This window comes from Novilysobacter longmucuonensis (assembly GCF_046600735.1).
GTDB classification, from domain to species: Bacteria; Pseudomonadota; Gammaproteobacteria; order Xanthomonadales; family Xanthomonadaceae; genus Novilysobacter_A; species Novilysobacter_A longmucuonensis.
The window spans coordinates 181,617-205,071 of the sequence record NZ_JBJMAW010000001.1; the positions used below are offsets into that span (position 1 = coordinate 181,617).

15 protein-coding genes are annotated in these 23,455 nt (G+C 69.4%); 7 read left to right on the forward strand and 8 right to left on the reverse strand.

Features of this window, described 5'->3' with window-relative positions:
* Positions 1-260 precede the first annotated feature (260 nt).
* From ACJQWM_RS00885 to ACJQWM_RS00895, 3 genes are all read right to left on the reverse strand, one after another.
* Positions 261-1,484, reverse strand: a complete 1,224-nt coding sequence (locus tag ACJQWM_RS00885) for a multifunctional CCA addition/repair protein (RefSeq protein WP_411306611.1) — start codon at positions 1,482-1,484, stop codon at positions 261-263.
* A gap of 117 nt (positions 1,485-1,601) precedes the next feature.
* Positions 1,602-2,504 carry a complex I NDUFA9 subunit family protein gene (locus ACJQWM_RS00890; protein ID WP_332707941.1) on the reverse strand — a complete coding sequence of 301 codons (903 nt, stop codon included), beginning with the start codon at positions 2,502-2,504 and terminating at the stop codon, positions 1,602-1,604.
* Positions 2,505-2,509: 5 nt separating this feature from the next.
* On the reverse strand, positions 2,510-4,597 hold the full coding sequence (locus ACJQWM_RS00895) for a lytic transglycosylase domain-containing protein (protein ID WP_411306612.1): 2,088 nt from the start codon (positions 4,595-4,597) through the stop codon (positions 2,510-2,512).
* A gap of 196 nt (positions 4,598-4,793) precedes the next feature.
* On the opposite strand from ACJQWM_RS00895, the gene ACJQWM_RS00900 reads away from it, so the two are divergent.
* A complete protein-coding gene (locus ACJQWM_RS00900) occupies positions 4,794-5,594 on the forward strand; it encodes a sulfite exporter TauE/SafE family protein (protein WP_332705442.1) in 801 nt (266 codons plus the stop codon).
* A gap of 151 nt (positions 5,595-5,745) precedes the next feature.
* Positions 5,746-8,637 (forward strand): TonB-dependent receptor, encoded by a 2,892-nt coding sequence (locus ACJQWM_RS00905; protein ID WP_332705439.1) that lies wholly within the window; start codon positions 5,746-5,748, stop codon positions 8,635-8,637.
* Positions 8,638-8,901: 264 nt separating this feature from the next.
* On the opposite strand, the gene ACJQWM_RS00910 is transcribed toward ACJQWM_RS00905, so the two are convergent.
* The 4 genes from ACJQWM_RS00910 to ACJQWM_RS00925 all read right to left on the reverse strand — a co-directional run bounded on the left by ACJQWM_RS00910 (position 8,902) and on the right by ACJQWM_RS00925 (position 12,544).
* Positions 8,902-9,675 (reverse strand): endonuclease/exonuclease/phosphatase family protein, encoded by a 774-nt coding sequence (locus ACJQWM_RS00910; RefSeq protein WP_411306613.1) that lies wholly within the window; start codon positions 9,673-9,675, stop codon positions 8,902-8,904.
* Positions 9,676-9,690: 15 nt separating this feature from the next.
* Positions 9,691-10,551 carry a thiol:disulfide interchange protein DsbA/DsbL gene (locus tag ACJQWM_RS00915; protein WP_332705436.1) on the reverse strand — a complete coding sequence of 287 codons (861 nt, stop codon included), beginning with the start codon at positions 10,549-10,551 and terminating at the stop codon, positions 9,691-9,693.
* 178 nt (positions 10,552-10,729) lie between these two features.
* Positions 10,730-11,392, reverse strand: a complete 663-nt coding sequence (locus tag ACJQWM_RS00920) for a thiol:disulfide interchange protein DsbA/DsbL (RefSeq protein ID WP_332705433.1) — start codon at positions 11,390-11,392, stop codon at positions 10,730-10,732.
* 228 nt (positions 11,393-11,620) lie between these two features.
* The gene (locus ACJQWM_RS00925) at positions 11,621-12,544 is read right to left on the reverse strand and encodes a c-type cytochrome (protein ID WP_332705430.1); all 924 of its coding nucleotides are present in this window, start codon (positions 12,542-12,544) and stop codon (positions 11,621-11,623) included.
* 315 nt (positions 12,545-12,859) lie between these two features.
* Between ACJQWM_RS00925 and yihA the strand changes: the two genes are divergently transcribed.
* The 5 genes from yihA (at position 12,860) to fghA (ending at position 20,183) form a co-directional block, all read left to right on the forward strand.
* Entirely contained in the window at positions 12,860-13,465 is a 606-nt protein-coding gene (gene yihA / locus ACJQWM_RS00930; RefSeq protein WP_332705427.1) for a ribosome biogenesis GTP-binding protein YihA/YsxC, read from the forward strand.
* A 212-nt stretch (positions 13,466-13,677) separates the two neighbouring features.
* Complete coding sequence (locus tag ACJQWM_RS00935; RefSeq protein ID WP_332705424.1) at positions 13,678-15,054, forward strand: glutamate--cysteine ligase; 1,377 nt, start codon at positions 13,678-13,680, stop codon at positions 15,052-15,054.
* Between the two features lie 178 nt (positions 15,055-15,232).
* Positions 15,233-17,992 carry a phosphoenolpyruvate carboxylase gene (gene ppc / locus ACJQWM_RS00940; protein ID WP_332705422.1) on the forward strand — a complete coding sequence of 920 codons (2,760 nt, stop codon included), beginning with the start codon at positions 15,233-15,235 and terminating at the stop codon, positions 17,990-17,992.
* Between the two features lie 141 nt (positions 17,993-18,133).
* Entirely contained in the window at positions 18,134-19,243 is a 1,110-nt protein-coding gene (locus ACJQWM_RS00945; RefSeq protein ID WP_332705418.1) for an S-(hydroxymethyl)glutathione dehydrogenase/class III alcohol dehydrogenase, read from the forward strand.
* Positions 19,244-19,352: 109 nt separating this feature from the next.
* Complete coding sequence (gene fghA, locus ACJQWM_RS00950) at positions 19,353-20,183, forward strand: S-formylglutathione hydrolase (protein ID WP_332705415.1); 831 nt, start codon at positions 19,353-19,355, stop codon at positions 20,181-20,183.
* Between the two features lie 397 nt (positions 20,184-20,580).
* Here the strand turns inward: fghA and ACJQWM_RS00955 are convergent, their stop codons facing one another.
* The gene (locus tag ACJQWM_RS00955; protein ID WP_332705412.1) at positions 20,581-23,424 is read right to left on the reverse strand and encodes a valine--tRNA ligase; all 2,844 of its coding nucleotides are present in this window, start codon (positions 23,422-23,424) and stop codon (positions 20,581-20,583) included.
* Positions 23,425-23,455: the final 31 nt, after the last annotated feature.

Below are 23,455 nucleotides of genomic sequence, written 5' to 3' on the forward strand. Positions count from 1 at the left end.
TCCGTAGGGTGGGCACGGTTTTCGTGCCCACCGCCCGTGATGGTAGGCACAAGCAACGTGCCCACCCTACGCATCTGCAGTCGCGGTTCGGATGAGCGGTGGGGAGTTGCGAGAATGCAGTTCCCCCCTTTGAAAAAAGGGGGGCAGGGGGAATTTGCTTTTTGCTTCTGGTCTTTCAACAGCAACAGCAACGGCAAATCCTCCCGACCCTCCTTTTTCAAAGGAGGGAGCTAAGAGCGAGGAGGGCGCATACCGCGCGATCAGCGCTTGCCGGTCGCCGCCGCGATCGCGGCGATCCGCGCGCGCCGCATTGCCTCGCCGATCGCCGGGCCGCTGAGGCCTTCGCGCAGGTCGCCGGTGGTGACCGCCATCGCCGCGGCATGCGCCGCGCGCAGCCCGGCGGCCGGGGGATAGTCGCGCTCGGCCAGCCCGGCGCGGCCGCGTTTGTCGGCCTCGCACACCAGTGCCAGCTGGTCGATGCGTTCGGGCCTGCGGAAGCCGTCGCAGCGTGCGATCAGCTCGTGCACGGTCTGCGCGCGCAGCTCGTCGAAGCGGTGCACGTTGAGGTGCTCGCGGCAGACCGCCTCGGCGAGCTGGCGATGGCCGGTCGGCACCTTCAGCCGTTCGCACAGCACGCGCAGCGGCGCGAGGCCGGCCTGCTCGTGACCGATATGCCTGGGCAGCACATGCGCGGGTGTGAGCGCCTTGCCGAGGTCGTGGGTCAGCGCGGCGAAGTCGATCAGGTCGTCGCCCGGTGCCAGCCGCGCGGCCATGTCGCAGACCAGCTCGACGTGAACGCCGGTATCGACCTCGGGATGGTACTCGGCGCGCTGCGGCACGCCGTACAGCGCCTCGACTTCCGGCAGCACCACCGCCAGCGCGCCGCAGTCGTGCAGGGTGCGCAGGAACGCCGACGGCCGGGTGCTGGCAAGGGCGCGGCGCAGCTCCTGCCAGACCCGTTCGGGCACCAGTTCGGCCAGCTCGCCGGAGTCGACCATCTCGCGCATCAGCGCCAGCGTCTCCGGCGCGACACTGAAGCCGTGCACCGCGAAGCGCGCCATGAAGCGCGCCGCGCGCAGCACGCGCAGCGGGTCTTCGACGAAGCCCGCGCCGACGTGTCGCAGCACCCGGGCCTCGATGTCGCGCGCGCCCCCGTAGGGATCGATTAGTGCGCCGTGCGTGTCCTCGGCGATCGCATTGATGGTGAAGTCGCGGCGGCCCAGATCCTCCTCCAGCGTCACCGACGGGTCGGCATCGACCACGAAGCCGCGATAGCCCCGCCCGGACTTGCGCTCGGTGCGCGCCAGCGCGTATTCCTCGCCGGTGGTCGGGTGCAGGAAAACCGGGAAGTCGCGGCCGACCGGACGGAAGCCCGCCGCCTCCATCGCGGCCTGGGTCTGCCCGACCACCACGTAGTCGCGGTCGCCCGGCGCCAGCCCGAGCAGGCGGTCGCGGACCGCGCCGCCGACGAGATAGGTTTTCATCGAGTTGGGCATGGCTTCAACGTGCATTGATGCGATCGACGTGTAGATCGGAGCTTGTTCCGCTGCTTCTGCTCACCAGGTGGCAGCCGAGCAAGCTCGGCTCTACGTAGGGGGACGCTAGCGAAGTATCTCGTGCAGTTTCGCCGAAACCGCGGTCGCGGTGATGCCGAGCTCAGCCAGCCCGTCGTGCTCGCTGGTCGAATCGAGTTGCAGCGAGCGCCAGTTGTCGCGGCTGATCGGCTTGCCCGGCAGGTGCTCGCCGATCGCCGCCTGCAGTCTGCCCAGGCCCGGCGACAGCGCCATCACCGCGCGGTGGCGGCCGCGCGCACGCGCGGTCATGCGCACGATCTGCGCCAGGCTGAAGCGCTCGGGCCCGACCAGCTCGAAGTACTGGCCGATGCTGCCCGGCTCGGCCAGCGAGCGCACGAACGCATCGGCGACATCAATCACCCAGACCGGCTGGAACACCGCGTCGGCGCGGCCCAGCGGCAATGCCGGCAGCAGGCGCAGCAGCGCGTCGAAGCGGCAGAACAGCCCGTCGCCGGGGCCGGCGATCACCGACGGGCGGAACAGGGTCCAGTCCAGGCCGGACTCGCGCACCGCCAGTTCGGCGCGGCCGCGCGACTGCAGGTAGTGGCTCTGGCCGACGCCGGCGTGCAGCGCGCTCATCTGCAGCAGCCGGCGCACGCCGGCACTGTGCATCGCCGCGATCAGGGTCTCCGCCACGCCCACGAATACGCGCTCGAACCCGGCGCCGTTGTCGCCGCGCTCGTTGAGGATGCCGACCAGGTTGACCACCGCGTCGGCGTCGTGGAACGCACTGCGCAGGAAGCCGGCGTCGTGCACGTCGCCCTCGCGCACGCTGGCCTGCCGCGACAGCGCCGCGCGCTTGTCGGGCGTGAGCTGGCGCGTGAGCACGGTGACGCGATGCCCGGCCTGCAACAGCCGCGGCACCAGGTGGCGGCCGACGAAGCCGCTGCCGCCGAGCACCACCACGTGGCCTGGACCGTCGGTCGCCATCACGCTTACCCGCCGCTGGCCGCCGCCACCGGTGCCGGTGCCGGGCAGGCGAAGCCTTTGCGTGGGCCGTCGATGCGGCCACGCATGCGGTCCTCCAGGGTCAGCGCGTCGCCGTTGAGGCGCCAGTCGTAGATCACGCTGAAGGCGAGGATGCGCGCGACGTACTCGCGCGTTTCCCGGTAGCTGATCGTCTCGATCCAGAAGTCCGGATCCATGCCCGGGCGTTGCGAGCGCCAGCGGTTCAGCGGCGTCGGACCGGCGTTGTAGCCGGCGATCGCGAAGTACGGCTGGCCGCCGTACTCGTCCAGCAACTGGCGCAGGTAGGCGGTGCCGAGCACGATGTTGGTGTCGGCGTCATACAGGCTCTCGCCGCCGCGCCACGGCACCCCGATGCGCCGCGCCACCGCGGCGCCGGTGCCCGGCAGCACCTGCATCAGCCCGCGGGCGTCGGCCGGCGAGCGCGCCTGGGGGTTGAAGATGCTTTCGGCGCGGATCTCGGCGGCGACCCAGGCCGGGTCGATGTCGTACTTCGCAGCCTCGCGGCGGATGGTGGCGGCGTGGTGCAGCGGGAAGCGCAGGCCATACAGGCGCAACTCTTCGGGCTGGGGATCGCCGGCCGGGTTGCGGCCGAGCGAAAACACCGCCCGGTCGAACCAGTCGTTGGCCTGCGCGACCTCCACCGCGATGCGGCGCTGGGTGTCGTCGAAGCGGTCCATCGCCTCGTGCCACTCGGCCACGGCCCAGCCATGGCGGTCCAGCCGGTGCAGCCGTATCGCGCGCGCAATGGCGGGATCGCCGGCGACCGCCGACTCGGCGACCGCGCTGTCCTCGGGCAGCCACGGGCACAGCGGGTAAGGCTGCCCGAGCCGGTCGGCGGCGAGGAAGCCGTGGAACTCCGGCACGCGCGCGGCGGTCCGGTACAGCCGCTGCGCGGCGGCCGTATCGCCGGTGAGTTCGGCCAGGCGAGCCTCAAACCAGGTCCAGCGCGAATCGGCGCGCTGGTCGGCCGGCATCTTGCCGATCGCGGCGAGCGCGGCCGGCCAGTCCGACCGCGACATCGCCTCGCGCACATGCCATTCGTGCAGGCGCTCGTCAAAGCTCGCCTCTGGCACGAGGTTGAGCCGGCGCTCGGAGTCGGGCAGGTAGGAGGCCACGCTCCACAGCGCGATCTGGTACAGCACCCGGCCGCGGTCGGCTTCGGAAAATTCCAGCGCCTGCGCGTACTGCGGCAGCCGCGCCTCGGCGGCGTCGGGGTCGTCCTTGCCGAGCTTCGCCAGGCCATGCGAGGCGACCAGCCGGCTGCGCGGCGTCTTGGGCCAGTCCAGCGCACGTGGATGCACGCTGTCGAGGAACGCGGCGTAGTCGTTGGCCAGCGCCTGCTCCTGGGCAGGCAGCCCGCGCGCGGCGCTGCGCATCACGCCAGGTTGCCACTGCGCCGCCGCCAGTTCGATGCGCTGCCAGAGCAGTTCGGGCGTCAGTCCGTCGTGTTCGGCGAACACGGCGAATGGCCCGTCGCAGGCGTCGGGCAGCGACCGCCCGCTGCTGAGCCAGATCGACTGGACCTCGCCGATCCACTGCGCATCGACGCCGTCGATGGTCTGGCGCGCGTTGAGTGCATGGCAGCGCAGCGCGAGGTTGTCGATGTCGGCCCGCCAGACCGAATCGAAGCCGGCCCAGTCCTCGCGCCTGGCGGCCGCGGCCAGCCAGCCGGCGCGGAAGGTCCTTGCCACGGCCTGTCCGTCATAGCGCGACAGGAACAACTGCGCCTGCGCGGCCGAAACGCGGTCGAAGTCGCGGCGCAGGCTGGCGTATTCGATCCAGCCGTACAGCGGATGGTCGGCAAGGTCGGCGTATTGCGCGGCGGTGAAGCGGCCGCGTTCGGCCGCTTCCAGCGCAGAGCGCACACGCGGCAGCAGCGCGTCCTCGACCGGCGCGATCGAGGGGGTCAGCGGCGGCGGCGCGGGTACCGGAGTGGCTGCGGGCGGGGCGGTGCTGGCCTGGGCGGCGGGCGCGGGCGCGGGCTGCGCGCACGCGCCCGTGGCGAAGCTGGTCGCGAGCGCGACGAGCAGGGTGGTCAGGGGGCGTGGGAGCATCGCCGGACTATAACGAAGCCAATATGAAGCCCTGGTGGGTGTCGACCCTTCCCGTAGGATGGGTTGAGCAACAGGCGATACCCATCGTTGCGCGGTTGATGGGTATCGCCTCTCGGCTCAACCCATCCTACGTTCCTCACCGGCGCGCAGCGCCGACTCACGGCGTAAAGCGCCGACCCAACCTGACTCACCCTCTATGACACTGACGTGGCTGTTGTTCCTCGCGCTGGGCGCGGTTGCCGGCGTGCTTGCCGGCTTGCTGGGTGTCGGCGGCGGACTGGTGCTGGTTGCCGCGCTGGCGTGGCTGTTGCCGACGATGGGCGTGCCGGCAGATGCGGCGATGCATGCGGCCTTGGCCAGTTCTCTGGCGAGCATCGTGCTGACCGCGGCGGCCTCGGCGCGTGCCCACGCGCGGCGCGGCAGCGTGCTGTGGCGGACCGTGGCCTGGATGGTGCCGGGCCTGCTGCTCGGCGGCTGGCTCGGCAGCGGTGTGGCGGTGCGGATCGACGGCGACGTGCTGCGCGTCCTGGTTGCCGCCTACTGCGGGCTTGCAGCGGCGCAGTTGCTCCTCGGGCGCGTGCGCGGCAACGGCGTCGATGCGGTGCCGGCGCCGCGCGGCGCCATGATGAGCGCGGCCGCGACCGGCATCGGCACGTTGTCGGCGGTGATCGGCATCGGCGGTGGCAGCATGACGGTGCCGTTGCTGGTCTGGCGCGGGGTCGCACCGGTCCGCGCGGTGGGTACCTCCTCGGCTTGCGGCATCGCCATCGGTCTGGCCAGCGCGGCCGGCTACGCGCTGCATGCACCGCCCGGGGCGCTGCCGGAGCACGCGGTCGGCTACGTCTACCTGCCCGCGGCGATCGGGGTGGCGGCGGCTTCGGTGTTCGCCGCGCCGCTCGGCACGCGGCTGGCTCATCGCTTGTCCGGCGAGGCGCTGAAGCGGGTGTTCGCGGCATTCCTGGTGCTGGTCGGCGCCAGTCTGCTGCTCGGCGGCTAGGCGCGAATGGCGCTGGTGACCCATGCCGCGGCGCTCCTGAGTGACTTTGCCCCTTGTGGCGGCTGAACGAATTGTTTACAACCTCCTGACGCCGCCGTGAGAGGGGAGCGGCGCACGCACGTCCACCGGCTTTTCTAAGGAGAGAGAGATCATGAACCCGCACCGCCGCCTCACCCTGACCCATGCCATCCAATGCTCGCTGCTGCTCGCGCTGCCTGGCCTCGCGGCCGCGCAGGACGCTCCGGCGCCCACCGCCACCACCCTCGATACCGTCCAGGTCACCGGCACCCGCATCAAGCGCGCCGAGATCGAAGGCCAGGTGCCGGTGCAGACCGTCACCCGCGAGGACATCGAGCGCACCGGCCTGACCTCCATCGGCGATGTCGTGCAGGCGCTGACCGCCTCGGGCTCGGCGCTCAACACCAAGTTCAACTCGTCGGGCAACTTCGGCTTCCCGCCCGACGGCAGCGGCGTCGGCGCCGGCTCGGCCCAGGTCGACCTGCGCCATCTCGGCGCCAAGCGCGTGCTGGTGCTGGTCGACGGCATCCGCTGGGTCAACGAGGCATCGGCCTCGGGCGTCGGCTCGGCGACCGACCTCAACACCATTCCGCTGGCCATCGTCGATCGCATCGAGGTGCTCGAGGACGGCGCATCGGCGCTGTACGGTTCCGACGCGATCGCCGGCGTGGTCAACATCATCACCCGGCGCAGCTTCGATGGCGCCTCCATCAGCGCGCAGTACGGCGAGTACGGCGAAGGCGACGGTGCGACCAGCAAGCTCGACATCGCCTGGGGCTGGAACGGCGAGCGCAGCAACCTGTTCCTCGGCGCCAGCTACACCGACCAGGAGCAGGTGCGTTCAAACACGCGCGAGCAGTCACGCTTCCCGGTCCCGGGCACCGGCGTCGCGTTCGGCAGTTCCGGCACGCCGACCGGCCGCTTCATCTTCACCGACCCCAACACCGGCGCGACACTCGACGTCACGCCCAACACCGGCGACGGCGATCCCAACTACGACCCGACCCAGACCGGCTGTGACCGCACCGACGGTTTCCACTGCTTCAGTAGTGCGGACCGCTTCAACTTCTCCCAGTTCAACCTGCTGGTCACCCCGTCCGAGCGTGCCGGCCTGTTCGGCCAGTTCCGCTTCGATATCAGTGACAGCACCAACTGGTACGTCAAGGCGCTGTACAACCGTCGCGAATCGACCAACCAGGCTGCGCCCGAGCCGATCTTCCTCGGCCCTGCGGCGGGCACTGGCAATCCAATTTCCGACAACATATTCATTTCCGGCGCGAACCCGTTCAATCCGTTCGGCTTCGACCTGGACGCGCGCCTGAGCACGCCGCCGGAAGAACGAAACCTGATCCTGATCGGCCGTCGTCCGGTCGAAGGCGGCCCGCGCGTGTTCGAGCAGGAGGTCGATACCTGGTACGTCGGCACCGGCTTCGAGGGCCTGTTCGATGCCGGCCAGCGCACCTGGTTCTGGGACGTCAACTTCGCCCACAGCGAGAACGAGGCCAAGCAGACCAACTTCGGCAGCTACGACATCCGCAACATCGCCCTTGCGCTCGGCGATCCGGCGGCCTGCGCGGCCGTCGCCGGCTGTACGCCGCTGAACATCTTCGGCGGCCCGGGTTCGATCACCCCCGAGATGCTCGCCTTCATCCAGCCGATCGTGCGCGACCGCAGCGAGAACATCCTGACCCTGGCCACCGCCAACCTCTCCGGCGACCTGTTCGACATCTGGGCCGGTCCGCTGGCGTTCGCGGCCGGCGTCGAGCATCGCCGCTATGAAGGCTCCTACCAGCCCGATCCGCTCACTGTCGCCGGCTTCTACAACGGCGTGCCGTCGCTGCCGACCTCGGGCGAGTACGACGTGACCGAGCTGTACACCGAGTTCAACGTGCCGCTGATGGCCAACGCCGAGCGCGGCAGCCGCCTCGACCTGAGCGTGGCCGGCCGCTACTCGGACTACTCGACCTTCGGCGGCGAGTTCACCGGCAAGCTCGGCCTGCGCTGGCAGGTCGCCGACGAACTGGTGCTGCGCACCACCTTTGCCGAGGGCTTCCGCGCGCCGTCGATCGGTGAGCTGTTCGGCTCGGCCAGCCGCTTCGACGCGCAACTCGTCGACCCGTGTACCGAACCGTTCCTGGATCCGTCGCTGGAGGGCAACTGCCGCGTGCTTGGCGTGCCGGCCGGCTACGCCCAGCCGAACCCGCAGATTTCGGTGACCACCGGTGGCAACGAGCAGCTCGACCCCGAGCGTGCCGACAGCTTCAGCGCCGGCATGGTGTGGAGCCCCAGCCTGCTCGAGAACACCGACATCTCCGAGCGCGTCGACTTCGAGGTCACGTTCTACCGCCACGAGATCGAGGGCGCGATCCAGGCGATCGACGCGCAGACCCAGCTCGACCTGTGCGTGGAGTCGCTCGATCCGCTGTTCTGCGACAGCATCTCGCGCGCGGCGACCGGCGACATCAACGGCTTCAACAACCGCCTCACCAACCTCGGTGTGATCGAGACCTCCGGCTGGGATGTCGACCTGTTCTGGGTGTTCCCGGAGTCGGACCTCGGCCAGCTCAGCGTCGACTGGCGCAACACCTTCGTCGCCGACTACGAGGCGATCGGTGCCGCCGGCCAGCGCCAGCCGCAGGGCGTGGGCATCGAGGTGGTCGACAGCTCGATCCCGGAGTGGACCTCGACCTTCGTGACCGAGTGGGAACGCAACAACTGGTCGGCGGCCTGGACCATCCGCCACATCGACGAGTTGCGCGAGGACTGCGGCGCGGCGGTGACCTTCCCGATCTGCAGCGACCCGGCGACCGGCACCAACGTGCTGGAGGCCACGACCTACCACGACCTGCAGGTCGGTTACCGCTTCGACTGGCTGCGCGGCCTGGAGCTGACCGCCGGCGCCAACAACCTGTTTGACGAGGACCCGCCGATCTGCCTGTCGTGCTCGCTCAACGGCTACGACGCATCGACCTACGACATCCCCGGCGGCCGGTTCTTCTACGTCCGCGCGGACCTGCGGTTCTAGTCGCTACATTGCAGGCGTGACGACGACGGCCGGTGGATGTCCACCGGCCGTTCGTTTTTATGGGCGGGATCCGGGACTCGGGACTCGGGACTCGAACGGATTCTTCCAATTCGCCGTACCGACTAGCGCCGGTACATTCTTCCTAGTGGTTGTTGTTGTTGCGGCTCATGCTGCCCGGCAGGAGCAACAGCAAATCGGCTACGTACGCCTCCGGCGCCGAAGCGCAAAGCGTTTCCGAGTCCCGAGTCCCGAGTCCCGCAAGCCTCAAAGCAGCGCCGCCTCGGGTACCTGCAGGTCCAGCGACAGCGCCAGGTGATCAGAGAACGCCGCCGGCATTGCGCAGGCGCCGGAGCAGCTGAGGCCATCGCCGATCAGGATGTGGTCGATCGCGCGCTGCGGGCGCCAGCTGGGGAAGGTGTTGACCACGCACTCGGGCGGCTGCAGCCGGGTCTGGCGGAACAGCGCGTCCATCTCGGGCCGGTCGATCGGGCAGTTGAAGTCGCCCATCAGCACCGCGTGCTTGTGGTCGTGCAGCAACTCGGCGATGAACCCCAGTTGCGACATGCGCGAACTCGCGCCGAGCGAGAGGTGCACGATCGCCACCAGCAGGCCTTCGTCGCCGTCGCCGAAGCGCGCCAGCAACACCCCGCGACCGCTGATGCGGCCCGGCAGCGGGTGGTCGATGACCTCGCGCGGCTCCAGCTTGCTCAACAGTCCGTTGGCGCTGGAGGCGACGTTGCCGACGCGGCGGTTCGGCTGGTGGCTCCAGTAGTCGAAACCGCCGCGCTGGGCAAGATAGTGGGTCTGGTTGGTGAAGCCCGAGCGCAGGCTGCCCGGGTCGCTTTCGTTGAGGCCGACGATGTCGTGCTCGCCGGCCAGCTTCGCGATCGCGTCCAGGCTGACCCGCTTGTTGCCGGCCGGCAGCACGTGCGACCAGCTGCGCGCGAAATAGTCGTGGTAGCCGCGCGTGCTGGAGCCGGCCTGGATGTTGGCGCTGAGCAGGCGCAGCCGGCGCCGGCCCTGGTCCGCTGCGGCCATATCGCGGGTGTTGGGTCAGTCGCTGGTCACGGGCGGGACCGGCGCGTCGTCCTCGGCCGGCGGCGCGCCGTCGGCCGCGCGCTCGCGCGCGATCAGGTGCTCGGCGATGCGCAGGTGCTCCTCGAAGGTGTTGCCGGTGATGCGGTACTGGCCGTTGACCACCAGTGTCGGGGTCGAGTCGACGCCACTGCGGGTCAGGAACTGGCTCGCGCGCTTCATCTTGGCGTTCACCGCGAAGCTCGACATGGTGTCGGCGAAGCGCTCGGCATCGGCGCCATGCTGCGCATAGAACGCGGCGAGCTGCTCGTTGGTGGGCACCGGCTGCACCGGCAGGCTGCGCTCGATGTGGATCGCGCGGAACATGGCGTCGTGGGTCTCATCGACCAGCCCGAGCGTGTCGGCGGCGTAGTAGGCCTTGGCGTACGGCTCCCAGTAGCCGCCGAAAGGCGCCGCCACCGGCACCACCTGCACGTCGGCCGGCTGGCGCGCCTTCCATGCATCCAGCAACGGCTCGAAGCGGGCGCAGGCCGGGCAGGTGTAGCCGAACACCTCGACCACTTCGATCTTGCCGCTGCCCGGCGCGAACGGCTGGCCGCCGGCGATCACGACATAATCGGTGCCGGCGATCGGCGCCGGACCGGTCGGTGGCGTGATCGGGCCGGGTTCGACCACGGCGGCGGGAGTGGAGGGCTGGGCGGCTTCCACGCCGGCGTTGGCCGGGGAGCCGGTCGCATCGATGGCGGCGCCCGCGGTCGGATCGGCAGCAGGCGCGGCGGTGTCCTGCGACGAGCAGGCGGACAGGGCCAGCAGCGCTGCGAGCAGCAGCGGGATACGGATCGGGGAAAAGCGGGGCAGCAGGGCCGGGCGCGAGGTCATGGGTCAATCTCCGCTGAGTACGGGGGGAAAAACGCGGTCGGAACTTCCGTCGGGATTCTTGCTGGAATGCCGCCGGGACCGCCGCGGCGGCAGGACGACGGATGCATATCGTTGGCGCCGCAGCGGTCCAGCATAGCCACCGGCGGCTTGAACAGGGTGTGTAGCCTGTCTCGCGACTTCAACCGCCGGGCGCGGATCGTTCGCGCGCGATCAGGTGATCGGTGATGCGCAGCATGTCCTGGAAGCTGTTGCCGCGCACGCGGTACTTGCCGTTGACGATCAACGTCGGCGTGCCCTGTACCCCGCTGCGCTGCATGAATGCAGTGACGCGCTCGAACTGGGCATCGATCGCCGGATCGGCCATGGCCTGCACGAACTGCTGCGGGTCGGCACCGTATTCGGCGTAGAAGCCGGCGATCTCCTGCGGCGTCGGCCGGCTCAGCGGCAGGCGGTGCTCGTCGTGCAGGGCGCGGAACAGTGCATCGTGGGTGCGGCCAAGCAGCCCCAGCGTGCGCGCCGCGTAGTAGGCGCGGGCGTAGGGGATCCAGTAGCCGCCCAGTGGCGCGGCCAGTGCGGTGAACTGCACGTCGTCTGCCAACTGCGATTTCCACGGCTCGAGCACCGGCTGGAAGTTGGCGCAATGCGGACAGGTGTAGCCGAACACCTCGACCACCTCGACCTTGCCCGGCATCGCTTCGAACGGGATGCCACCGGGAATCTCGACGTAGTCCACCCCGGCCACCGGCGCCGGCCCGGCCGGCGCGCGGGCCAGTGCGTGGGTGGCGAACAGAAGCTGCAACAACACCAGCAAGCAGCTCAGACGTGCGGTACGTGCGGTCATCGAATCACTCGTTGTAGCGCCTTGCGGAGAAGGCGGGGGCGGCGGTCGGGCCGGTCGGTTCCTGGCGGGTTGCCCGGACTGCCGTCGCAGGACTGGCCACGGACCGGCTGCATGGACGGGCCGCAAGCGGACGCCTGAACAAAAACGCCGGCCGTCATCATAACGGCCGGCGCAAATTGGACCATGAGTGCAGGCTCTGACCCGTCGGAGCGGCAAGTTCCGGAAAACTCAGGAGCCGGGGCCCGGCGCGGCGGCATCATCGCCGGTGGCGTCCGTCTCGTCCTCGGCGGTGGGCTGCTCGGCAGCGGCTCCGGCCGGCGCCGCGTCGGTCTGGGCCGGCACAGTCGATGCGCGCGGCGCGACCGCGGGCGTCGGCGCATTGGCGGCGGCAAGGTCGTGGGCGCGTGGGTGCAGGCCCTGCAGGTAGCTGGCCAGTGCGCCGATTTCCTCGTCGGTCAGTGGTGCGGCGACCGACGCCATCACGTTGAAGGACGCCGGGTCGGTGCGGTCGGTGGCACCGGCGCGGTACTCCTGGAGCCGGCGCTGGCTGTACTCGGCGAACTGGCCGGCGACGTGCGGGTAGGCCGGGCCGGGATTGCCGGTGCCGTCGGGGCCATGGCAGGCCAGGCAGGCCGGGATGCCGCGCTCAGCGTCACCGGCCAGATAGAGTTTTTCGCCGACCTCGTAGTACTGCATGCCCTCGTACGGGCCGGCCGCGATCAGGGCATCGTCGGCGACGCCAGCACCGGCCTGCTGGGTGGCGTAGTAGGCACCGATGTCGCGGGCGTCCTGCGCGCTGAGCATGTCGGCGAACGGCTTCATGATCGCGGCCATGCCGCTGTCGCGCTCGCCGCTCTTGAACAGCGCGATCTGCTGGGCGATGTAGCGCTCGCTCTGCCCTGCCAGGCGCGGGTATTGCGGGTCGGTCGGATTGCCGTCCAGGCCGTGGCAGGCCACGCAGGTGCCGGCCTTGTTCGCTCCGGCCCCGGCGTCGCCCCAGGTGGTCGTCTCCGGCGTCAGCACCAGCGGCGCGGTGTCGACCGGCGGGGTCTCCGGAATCGGCGTCACGGTGGTTTGTGCGTAGGCGACGGCGGCGATTGCAGCGGCGAGGGCGGCAACACCAATCGTGCCGAAAACGCGGGCGTGGCTCATCAGGTGGGGCTCCGGAACTCTAAGGCGACGGGCCGGACCAGCACCGTCGAACCGCGGAATTATCGTCGCCGGGCCGGGCCCGGTCAACGCGGCGGGCGCCGTGGCGCGGGTCGCGGCGGGGCTTCGGATGCGGCGCGGCAGCGGGTTCAGCCAGCGGCGTCGCGCACCGCGAATCCCGCTTTTGCTTTTGCAGGCCGGGCTGGCAAACCCAGCGCCTCGGTTGGCCGCCTCGTCGCGGTGGCAAGGCGCCGGGCTTGCCAGCACCGCTTGCCGCGGGCAGCCCCGCGTCCGCGGTTGCCGTGCGATCCTATGCCGATGGCCAATCCCCTTGCCCGCGCCAAATACCTGCTGGCGGCGCACAATCCGCAGCAACTGCCGCCCGACGGCGGTTTCGAGGTCGCCTTCGCCGGCCGCTCCAACGCCGGCAAGTCGACCGCGCTCAACGCGATCTGCCAGCAGAACGCGCTCGCGCGGGTGTCCAAGACCCCCGGCCGCACCCAGCAGTTGGTGTTCTTCGACATCCCTCCGACCACCGACCGCTACCTGGTCGATCTGCCGGGCTACGGTTACGCCAAGGTGCCCAAGGACCTGCAGGCGCACTGGCAGGGCTTCCTCGATCGGTACTTCCGCACCCGCGAGGCGCTCAAGGGCCTGATCGTGGTGATGGACATCCGCCACCCGCTCAAGGAGTACGACCGGCAGATGCTCGGCTACGCGGTCAGCCGCGGCCTGCCGGCGCACGCGATCCTGACCAAGGCCGACAAGCTCGGCCGCGGTGCACAGGGCAATGCGATGCTGGCGATCCGCAAGGAGATGACGGCCGAGTACCGCGACGCGGTCAGCGTGCAGCTGTTCTCGGGCGAGTCCAAGCAGGGCGTGGACGAGGCGCGCCAGGTGATCGGCCGCTGGCTGGACCTGTAGGAGCGGCTTCAGCCGCGATCCAGAACCGGTCATCCATCGCGACGTCCGATCGCGGCTGAAGCCGCTCCTACAAACCCGGAGTCGTCGCGCCGGCAGGTTGCAGCGTTGCGCCCGCGGCATTGTCCACCTCACCACCGCCGCTACACTGCGACGTCTTGCGATTGCAGGCGCCGCGCCACATATCGCCGGCTTCAGTCCACAGCGAGGTGCGCGTGTCCGGTCCCAGCCAGGTCAAGGATGTACCCATCGAAGGGCGCGATGCGCTGGTCGACTACCTGGCCTCGGGCGTGCGCCCGGCCAGCCAGTGGAAGATCGGCACCGAGCACGAAAAGTTCGGTTTCCGCACCGACGACCTGCGCCCCCCGACGTTCGACGGCGAGCGCGGCATCGAGGCGCTGCTCAAGGGGCTGACCCGGTTCGGCTGGCAGCCGGTCCACGAACACGGGCGCGTGATCGCGCTCAGCCACGACGGAGCGTCGGTGTCGCTGGAACCGGCCGGGCAGCTGGAACTGTCGGGCGCGCCGCTGGACAACCTGCACCAGACCTGCCACGAGGCCTTCGCCCACCTGCGCGACGTGCGCACGGTGGCCGACCCGCTCGGGCTGGGTTTCATTGGAATCGGTTTCCAGCCCAAGTGGCGCCGGGACGACATGCCGTGGATGCCCAAGGGCCGCTACAAGATCATGCGCGATTACATGCCCAAGGTCGGTGCGCTCGGCCTGGACATGATGACCCGCACCAGCACCGTGCAGGTCAACCTGGACGTCGGCGACGAGGCCGACATGGTCAAAAAGTTTCGCGTATCGCTGGCGCTGCAACCGATCGCCACCGCGCTGTTCGCCGACTCGCCATTCACCGAAGGCCGGCCCAACGGATACCTGTCGTACCGCTCGCACATCTGGACCGACACCGACGCCGATCGCACCGGGCTGCTCGACTTCGTGTTCGAGGACGGCTTCGGCTACGAGCGCTACACCGACTACCTGCTCGATGTGCCGATGTATTTCGTCTACCGCGACGGCAAGTACATCGACGCCAGCGGGCAGTCGTTCCGCGACTACATGGACGGCCGGCTGCCGGCATATCCGGGTCATGCGCCAACGATGCAGGACTGGGCCGACCACATGACTACCGCGTTTCCCGAGGTGCGGCTGAAGAAGTACCTGGAGATGCGCGGCGCGGACGGCGGGCCGTGGAGCCGCATCTGCGCGCTGTCGGCGTTCTGGGTCGGGCTGCTGTACGACCAGACCGCCCTGGATGCGGCCTGGGACCTGGTCAAGGATTTTACCCTGGAGGAGCGTCACGCCCTGCGCGGCGGCGTACCGCGCCATGCCTTCAAGCTGCCGGCGCGGCTGGGCACCACGCAGGGCACCGTGCTCGACCTGGCGCGGCGCGCGCTGGAGATTTCCGCCCATGGCCTGGCGCGGCGCGCACGGGTCAACGCCAACGGCGCCGACGAGGCGACCTACCTGGAGCCGCTGATGGAGTTCGTCGAGGCCGGCATCACCCCGGCCGAGCGCAAGCTCGAGCTGTTCCACGGCAAGTGGGGCGGCAACGTCGACCCGGTGTTCAAGGAATTCGCGTACTGAGTTCGAGCCCGCTCCCTCGCTGTAGGAGCGGCTTCAGCCGCGATGCACTGGTAGGAGCAACGTGAGTCGCGACCGGCGCCGCCGCTGTCATCACCCGTCGCGACTCACGTCGCTCCTATCGGGCCGCGGTGACAATCAGCGCACCCGGCCTTGCCCCCGGCTGCGTTAGCCTTGCCGCATGAACACCTCCCCCGCACCTACCGAACAATCCGCCTCCGAGGAACCCCTGCGCACCGTCGAGTTCGCCGCGAGCGACGCGCTGCTGCGCGAGGACGTCAAGACGCTCGGGGCGCTGGTCGGCGAGATCCTGGCCGAACAGCGCGGCGATGCCTTCCTCGCCGAGGTCGAACACCTGCGCCGCACCGCGATCGCGCGGCGCGAGGCCGACGCGCCGGTGGCCGAGCTCGCCGAGGCGCTGGCCGACATCGAGCTTGAACAGGCCGGCGACCTGGTGCGTGCGTTCGCCAGTTATTTCCAGGCGGTGAACCTCGCCGAACGCGTGCACCGCATCCGCCGTCGCCGCGACCACGAGCGCAGCGGTGACGGCGCCCAGCCCGGCGGCTTGCGCGCGGTGCTCGCCACCCTGGCGCGGCAGGGTGTCACCGCCGAGGAGGTGGCCGCCCTGCTGCCGCGGTTGCGGATCGAACCGGTGTTCACCGCCCATCCGACCGAAGCGGTGCGCCGCGTGCTGCTGGAAAAGGAGCGCCAGATCGTTGCCTGCCTGATCGCCGACATCGACCGCGGCCGCACCCCGGCCGAGCGCCGCGCCGGGCGCGAACGCATCCGCCTGGCGCTGACCGCCAGCTGGCAGACCGCCGAGGCGCCGGCGGCCAAACCCAGCGTCAGCGACGAGTTCGAGCACGTCGGCTTCTACCTGTCCGAAGTGCTGTATCGCGTGCTGCCGGTGTTCCACGAGGTGCTCGAGGAGGCGCTGGCGGAGACCTTCGGTGGCGAGTTCAGCTTGCCGCCGCTGCTGGGTTTCGGCACCTGGGTCGGCGGCGACATGGACGGCAACCCCAACGTCGGCGCCGCGACGATTGCCGCCGCGCTGGACGGCCAGCGCGCGCTGGTGCTGGCTGCATACCAGCGTGACCTGATCACGCTGGGCGAGTCGCTGAGCCAGTCGCAGACGCGGGTGCAGGTCTCCGCCGCGGTGCTGGAGCGCATCGAGCAGTACCGCGAGCTGCTGCCGGCCGCGGCGGTGCAGCTCAAGCCGCGCCACGCCGACATGCCGTATCGCAACCTGCTGGCGTTAATGGGCGAGCGCCTGCGCGCCACAGTCGACGAGCAGCCCGCCGGCTATCCCGATGCCGATGCGTTCCTGGCCGATATCGTCGCGATCCAGGACAGCCTGGCCGCGCACGGCGGCACCCATGCCGGCGGCTTTTCGGTGCTGCGCCTGCGTCGTCGCGCGCAGTGCTTCGGGTTTCACCTGGCCAGCCTCGACCTGCGCCAGGACTCGGCGGTGCACGACATCGCCCTGGCGGCGTTGCTCGACGACCCGGCGTGGGCGTCGCGCCCACCGGAGGAACGCGCCGCGCGCCTGCACGGGCTGCTGACCCGGCGCGAGATTCCTGCCGCCGAACCCGACGCGGCCGCCTCCACGCTTGCGGTGTTCCGCACCGTGGCCGAGCTGCGCCCGCGCTTCGGCGAGCATGCGTTCGGGCCGTACATCGTCAGCATGAGCCGCAGCGCGGCCGACGCGCTGGCGGTGCTGGCGCTGGCGCGTATCGCCGGCTGCGTCGGCACCGACGCGGACGGCCGTGGCGATCAGGTGCCGCTGGATGTCGCACCGCTGTTCGAAACCGTCGATGACCTCGATGCCGCCGCCGACACCCTGCGCGCGCTGTTCGCCGACCCGGTGTACCGGCAGCACCTGGCCGCGCGCGGCGACCGGCAGGTGGTGATGCTCGGCTATTCCGACAGCGCCAAGGACGGCGGCATCGTCGCCTCGCGCTGGGCCTTGCAGCAGACCCAGATCGCGCTGACCCGGCTGGCCCATGACAGCGGGGTGCGGATCGCGTTCTTCCACGGCCGCGGCGGCTCGCTCAGCCGCGGCGGCGGCAAGACCGAGCGCGCGGTGATTGCCGCGCCACGCGGGTCGGTCGATGGCATGTTGCGGCTGACCGAACAGGGCGAAGTGATCCACCGCAAGTACGGCATCCGCGCGATTGCGCTGCGCAACCTGGAACAGACCACCGGCGCGGTGCTGCGCGCGACCCTGCGGCCGCGGCCGCCAGAGCCGCGCGAGGAGGGCTGGCGCCGGATCGCCGGACAGCTCGCGAGTGATGCGCGTGCGCAATACCGCGAACTGGTACATGAGGACGCGGATTTCCCCGCGTATTTCCGCACGGCGACTCCTATCGACGTGATCGAGCGCCTGCGGATCGGGTCGCGCCCGAGCAAGCGAGGCGGCAGCGGCGGGATCGAATCGCTGCGGGCGATCCCGTGGGTGTTCGCGTGGTCGCAGAACCGCTGCGGCCTGACCGCGTGGTACGGCGTCGGCACCGCGTTGGAGCGGGCGCTGCAGACCCACGGCCGCGACCACCTGGCCGAGATGGCGCGCGACTGGCCGTTCTTCGGCACGCTCATCGACGATGTGGAGATGGCGCTGGCAAGCTCCGATCCGGCGATCTTCGAGCGCTATTCGCAGCTGGCCGGCGACCTGCACCCGCGACTGCATCCGCGCATCGCCGCCGAGTTCGAGCGCACGCGCAGCGCGGTGCTGGCGATCAAGGGTTGCGACGAGCTGCTGGCCGGCGACTACCGCATGCGACAGTCGATACGCCTGCGCAACCCCTACGTCGATCCTATCAGCCTGCTGCAGGTCGATCTGCTCGCGCGCTGGCGCGCGGCCGGGTGCCCCGACGACGAGCTGCTGCACGCGCTGGTCGCCACCGTGAACGGCATCGCAGCCGGCGTGCAGAACACCGGCTGACCCGCGGAACCCGCCGTTGGCTCCCTTCTTTGTAGGAGCGGTTTCAGCCGCGGTCCGGCCACGCAGAGCCGACGATTTTTGATCGCTGAAGCCGCTCCTACAGCATCTCTATCATTGCGCTTTACCCGCAGGAGCCCCGCCATGAAATCACGCGCCGCCGTCGCCTTCGCAGCCGGCCAGCCATTGCAGATCGTCGAACTCGACGTCGAGCCGCCGCGTGCGGGTGAGGTGCTGGTGCGCATCACCGCCAGCGGCGTCTGCCACACCGATGCGTTCACGCTCAGCGGCGAGGATCCCGAAGGCATTTTCCCGGCCGTGCTCGGCCACGAGGGCGGCGGTGTGGTGGTCGAAGTCGGCGAGGGCGTCACCAGTGTCAAGGCGGGCGACCACGTGATCCCGCTGTACACCGCCGAATGCCGCCAGTGCAAATTCTGCCTGTCGGGCAAGACCAATCTCTGCCAGGCGGTGCGCGCAACCCAGGGCAAGGGCTTGATGCCCGACGGCAGCACGCGGTTCTCCTATGACGGCCAGCCGATCTACCACTACATGGGCTGCAGCACCTTCAGCGAGTACACCGTGGTGCCGGAGATCTCGCTGGCGGTCATCAATCCCGAGGCGCCGCTGGAAAAAGTGTGCCTGCTCGGCTGTGGCGTCACCACCGGCATCGGGGCGGTGCACAACACCGCCAAGGTCGAGGCCGGCGCGAGCGTCGCGGTGTTCGGGCTCGGCGGGATCGGGCTGGCGGTGATCCAGGGCGCGGTGCAGGCCAGGGCCGGCCGGATCATCGCGATCGACACCAACCCCGGCAAGTTCGAACTGGCCCGCAGCATGGGTGCAACCGACTGCGTCAATCCCGGCGATCACGACAAGTCGATCCAGGAGGTGGTCGTCGAGATGACCGACGGCGGCGTCGACTACAGCTTCGAGTGCATCGGCAACGTCGAGGTGATGCGCGCGGCACTGGAGTGCTGCCACAAGGGCTGGGGCGAGAGCGTGGTGATCGGCGTGGCCGGCGCCGGCCAGGAAATCAGCACGCGGCCGTTCCAACTGGTGACCGGCCGGGTCTGGCGCGGCTCGGCCTTCGGCGGGGTCAAGGGCCGCAGCCAGTTGCCGGGCATGGTCGAGCAGGCGATGAAAGGCGAGATCGACCTGGACCCGTTCATCACCCACGAGTTGCCGCTGGAGCGGATCAACGAGGCCTTCGACCTGATGCACGAGGGCAAGTCCATAAGAACCGTAATCCGCTATTGACCGCATACCTGTAGGAGCGGCTTCAGCCGCGATCGGATGCATGTCTGCTCGCGCCGGTGTCACGATCGCGGCTGAAGCCGCTCCTACAAAGCCAGCTGGAGGCCAGCGCATGCAACGCATCGAACAACACGCCTGCTTCGGCGGCCGCCAGCAGGTCTGGCAACACGCATCGAGCGCGCTCGGCTGCGACATGAAATTCGCCGTCTACCTGCCGCCGCAGGCCGAAGGCGGGCCTTGCCCGGTGCTGTACTGGCTTTCGGGCCTGACCTGCAACGAGCAGAACTTCATCGGCAAGGCCGGCGCGCAACGCTTCGCTGCGCAGCACGGGGTGATCCTGGTCGCGCCCGACACCAGCCCGCGCGGTGAGGGCATCGCCGACGACCAGGCCTATGACCTGGGCCAGGGCGCCGGGTTCTACCTCGATGCAACGCGCGAACCCTGGGCCGCGCATTTCCGCATGTACGACTATGTGGCCAATGAGCTGCCGGCATTGGTCGAGGCGCATTTCGACACGACCCCCGCGCGTGCGATCAGTGGGCACTCGATGGGCGGCCACGGGGCGCTGGTGATCGCGCTGAAGAATCCGGGCCGCTACCGCAGCGTGTCGGCTTTTGCGCCGATCGTGGCCCCGTCACGGGTGCCGTGGGGCGAGAAGGCGTTGGCCCATTACCTCGGGGATGACCGCGACGCCTGGCGGCACTGGGATGCAAGCGAATTGGTGGCCGATGCGCAGGAGCGCCTGCCGCTGCTGATCGACCAGGGCGATGCCGACGAATTCCTCAGCACCCAGCTCAGGCCGGAACTGCTGCGGGTCGCGTGCGAGCGCGCCGGTCATCCGCTGCAGTTGCGCATGCAGCCGGGCTACGACCACAGCTACTACTTCATCGCCAGCTTCATCGGTGAACACATCGACCACCATGCGCGTGCGCTGAAAGGCTGACGTGCGCGCCCGCGGCGCACGCGGCCGCTCGGCTCGTAGAGCCGAGCGTGCTCGGCTGCGTCCTCGCCCGGACAGACGCCGGCGGATTTTGTAGGAGCGCCCCATGGGCGCGATCGCGCTCACCCGGCCTCGACATCGGCCGGAAAAGCATCGCGGCCCTGGGCCGCTCCTACAAAAGCGCCGATGACCGCGTAGAGCCGAGCTTGTTCGGCTGCGAATCCACGATGCCTCGCACACCCACCGCACCGCAGCGGAGCAAGCTCCGCTCTACGATCGCATCGCCGCACTCCGGCCGCATCTCTGTAGGAGCGCCCCGTGGGCGCGAACGCGAATCGGCCAGGCGCGGTGGTCCGGTTTCCATCGCGGCCATGGGCCGCTCCTACAGGGGCAGGGCGCTTCAGCCGAGTTTCGCGCGCTGTGCGGCCAGGGCTTCGCGTTGCTGGTTCCAGTCGACCAGGCGCTTGCGCTCCTGCTCCACCACCGCGGCGGGCGCGTTGCTGACGAAAGTCTCGCTGGCGAGCTTGCCGGTGCACTTGGCGATCTCGCCCTCGACCCGCTTGAGCTCCTTGTCCATGCGCGTCCGTTCGGCGCCAAGATCGACCAGGCCCTCCAGCGGCACCAGCAGCTTGAGCTCGCCGACCACTGCGGTCGCGGCGGCCGGCGCCGCGTCGGCATTGGCCAGGAACTCGATCCGGTCGAGCCGGGTCAGGAAGCGCAGCTGCGAATCGAAGCGCTCGGTGCGGGCGCGATCGGGCTCCAGGCCACCGGCCAGCAACAGCGGCACCCGTTTGGCTGGCGCGACGTTGAGCTCGCTGCGCACGCGGCGCAACGCCGAGACCATTGCCTTGAGCCATTCCACATCGGCCGCGGCCTCGGCGAAGCCCGCCGCGTCGACATCGAGCGGCTGCGGGTAGGGGCGCACCATGATGCTTGCCTCGGCCAGGCCGAGCTTCGGCGCCACCGCCTGCCACAGTTCCTCGGTCACGAACGGGATCAGCGGGTGCAGCAGGCACAGCAGCCGTTCGAGTACATGCAGCAGCGTGTGCCGGGTGCTGGCCGCGGCGGCGCTGCCTTCCCCGGTGGCGCTGTCGTTGTTGAGAGCCGGTTTGGCCAGCTCGACGAACCAGTCGCAGAAATCGTTCCAGGCAAATTCGTACAAGGACTGCGCGAGCAGGTCGAACCGGTACGCGGCGAAGTGCGCTTCGGCTTCGGCCGCGGTGCGCGCCAGTTGCGCCAGGATCCAGCGTTCGGCATCGGTTCGCGGAGCAAGAGCGCCCTCATCCGGCCTCCGGCCACCTTCTCCCGCAGGCGGGGGAAGGGAGAACGACTCGGTGTTCATCAACACGAAGCGGGTTGCGTTCCACAACTTGTTGCAGAAGTTCTTGTAGCCCTCGGCGCGGCCCATGTCGAAGCGGATGTCGCGGCCGTGGGTCGCCAGCGCGGCGATGGTGAAACGCAACGCGTCGGCGCCGAACGCCGGAATGCCGTCGGGAAATTCCCGCCGCGTGGCCTTGGCGATCTTCTCGGCCATCTTCGGTTGCATCAGGCCGCTCGTGCGCTTTTCCAGCAACGCATCCAGGCTGATGCCGTCGATCAGGTCGAGCGGGTCCAGGATGTTGCCCTTGGACTTGGACATCTTCTGGCCGTCCTTGTCGCGGACCAGCCCGGTGATGTAGACGTCCTTGAACGGCACCTGCCCGGTGAAGTGGTCGCTCATCATGATCATCCGGGCGACCCAGAAGAAGATGATGTCGAAGCCGGTGACCAGCGCGCTGGACGGCACGAACCGCTCGAAACCGCGTTGCTGCATCAGCTCCTTATTCGGCCAGCCCATCGTGCTGAATGGCCACAGCGAGGCGGAGAACCAGGTCTCCAGCACGTCGTTGTCCTGGCTCAACCGAACATCAGGCCCGATCCCGGCGCGCGCGCGAGCATCTGCCTCGTCGCGACCGACGTAGATCTGGCCGGACTGGTCGTACCACGCCGGGATCCGGTGTCCCCACCAGAGCTGGCGGCTGATGCACCAGTCCTGGATGTTCTCCATCCAGTGGCGGTAGGTGTTGATCCAGTTGCCGGGCACGAAACGCACCGCGCCGGGCTTTCCATCGGCCGCGCCGACCAATTCGAGCCCGCGTGCGCCGAGCGTGTCCATTTTCACGAACCACTGGTCGGTCAGGTAAGGCTCGATTGCCTGGCCGCTGCGGTCGCCGCGTGGCACCTGCAGCTTGTGCGGCTGGGTGTCGACCAGCAGGCCGGCCGCGTCAAGGTCGGCGACCACCCGCTTGCGCGCCTCGTAGCGGTCCAGCCCGCGGTACTGCTCCGGCACCAACTCGTTGGTCGCCGCATCCGGGGTGAAGATATTGATCAGCGGCAGCTTGTGCCGCAGGCCCACCTGGTAGTCGTTGAAATCGTGCGCCGGGGTGACCTTGACCACGCCGGTGCCGAACTCGCGGTCGACGTAGGCATCGGCGATCAGCGGGACCAGCCGCCCGGTCAGCGGCAGGGTGACGGTCTTGCCGACCAGGTGGGCGTAGCGTTCATCGTCGGGGTGCACCATCACCGCTGTGTCGCCGAGCATGGTCTCCGGGCGCGTGGTGGCGACCACCAGCGTGCCGCTGCCGTCGGTCAGCGGGTAGGCCAGCGACCACAGGAAGCCGTCCTCATCCTGGTTGACCACCTCCAGGTCGGAGATCGCGGTCTTCAGCACCGGGTCCCAGTTGACCAGCCGTTGTCCGCGGTAGATCAGGCCCTGTTCGTGCAGCTTCACGAATGCCTCGATCACCGCCTCGGCGGGCATCGGATCCATCGTGAACACGCTGCGGCTCCAGTCGCCGGAGGTGCCGAGCCGGCGCATCTGGCGCTCGATGGTGTCGCCGGAGTGCTGCTTCCACTCCCAGACCTTTTGGATGAAGCCCTCGCGGCCAAGCGAGTCGCGGCTGATGCCGTCACGGCCAAGGTTGCGCGCGACCACCATCTCGGTGGCGATGCCGGCGTGGTCGCTGCCCATCTGCCACAGGGTGTCGCGGCCGAGCATGCGGTGGTAGCGGATCAGCGCGTCCTGCAACGTGTGCTGGAACGCGTGGCCCATGTGCAGGGTGCCGGTGACATTGGGCGGCGGCAGCAGGATCGAATACGGCTCGCCCTCGCCGCGCGGCTGGAACACGCCGCTGGCCTCCCACTGCTGGTAGAGGCGGGTTTCGAACTGGGTGGGGTCGTAGCTGGGGGACAACGAAGTGGTCATCGTGGGTCGCTCTGGTTCGTCATCCCCGCCT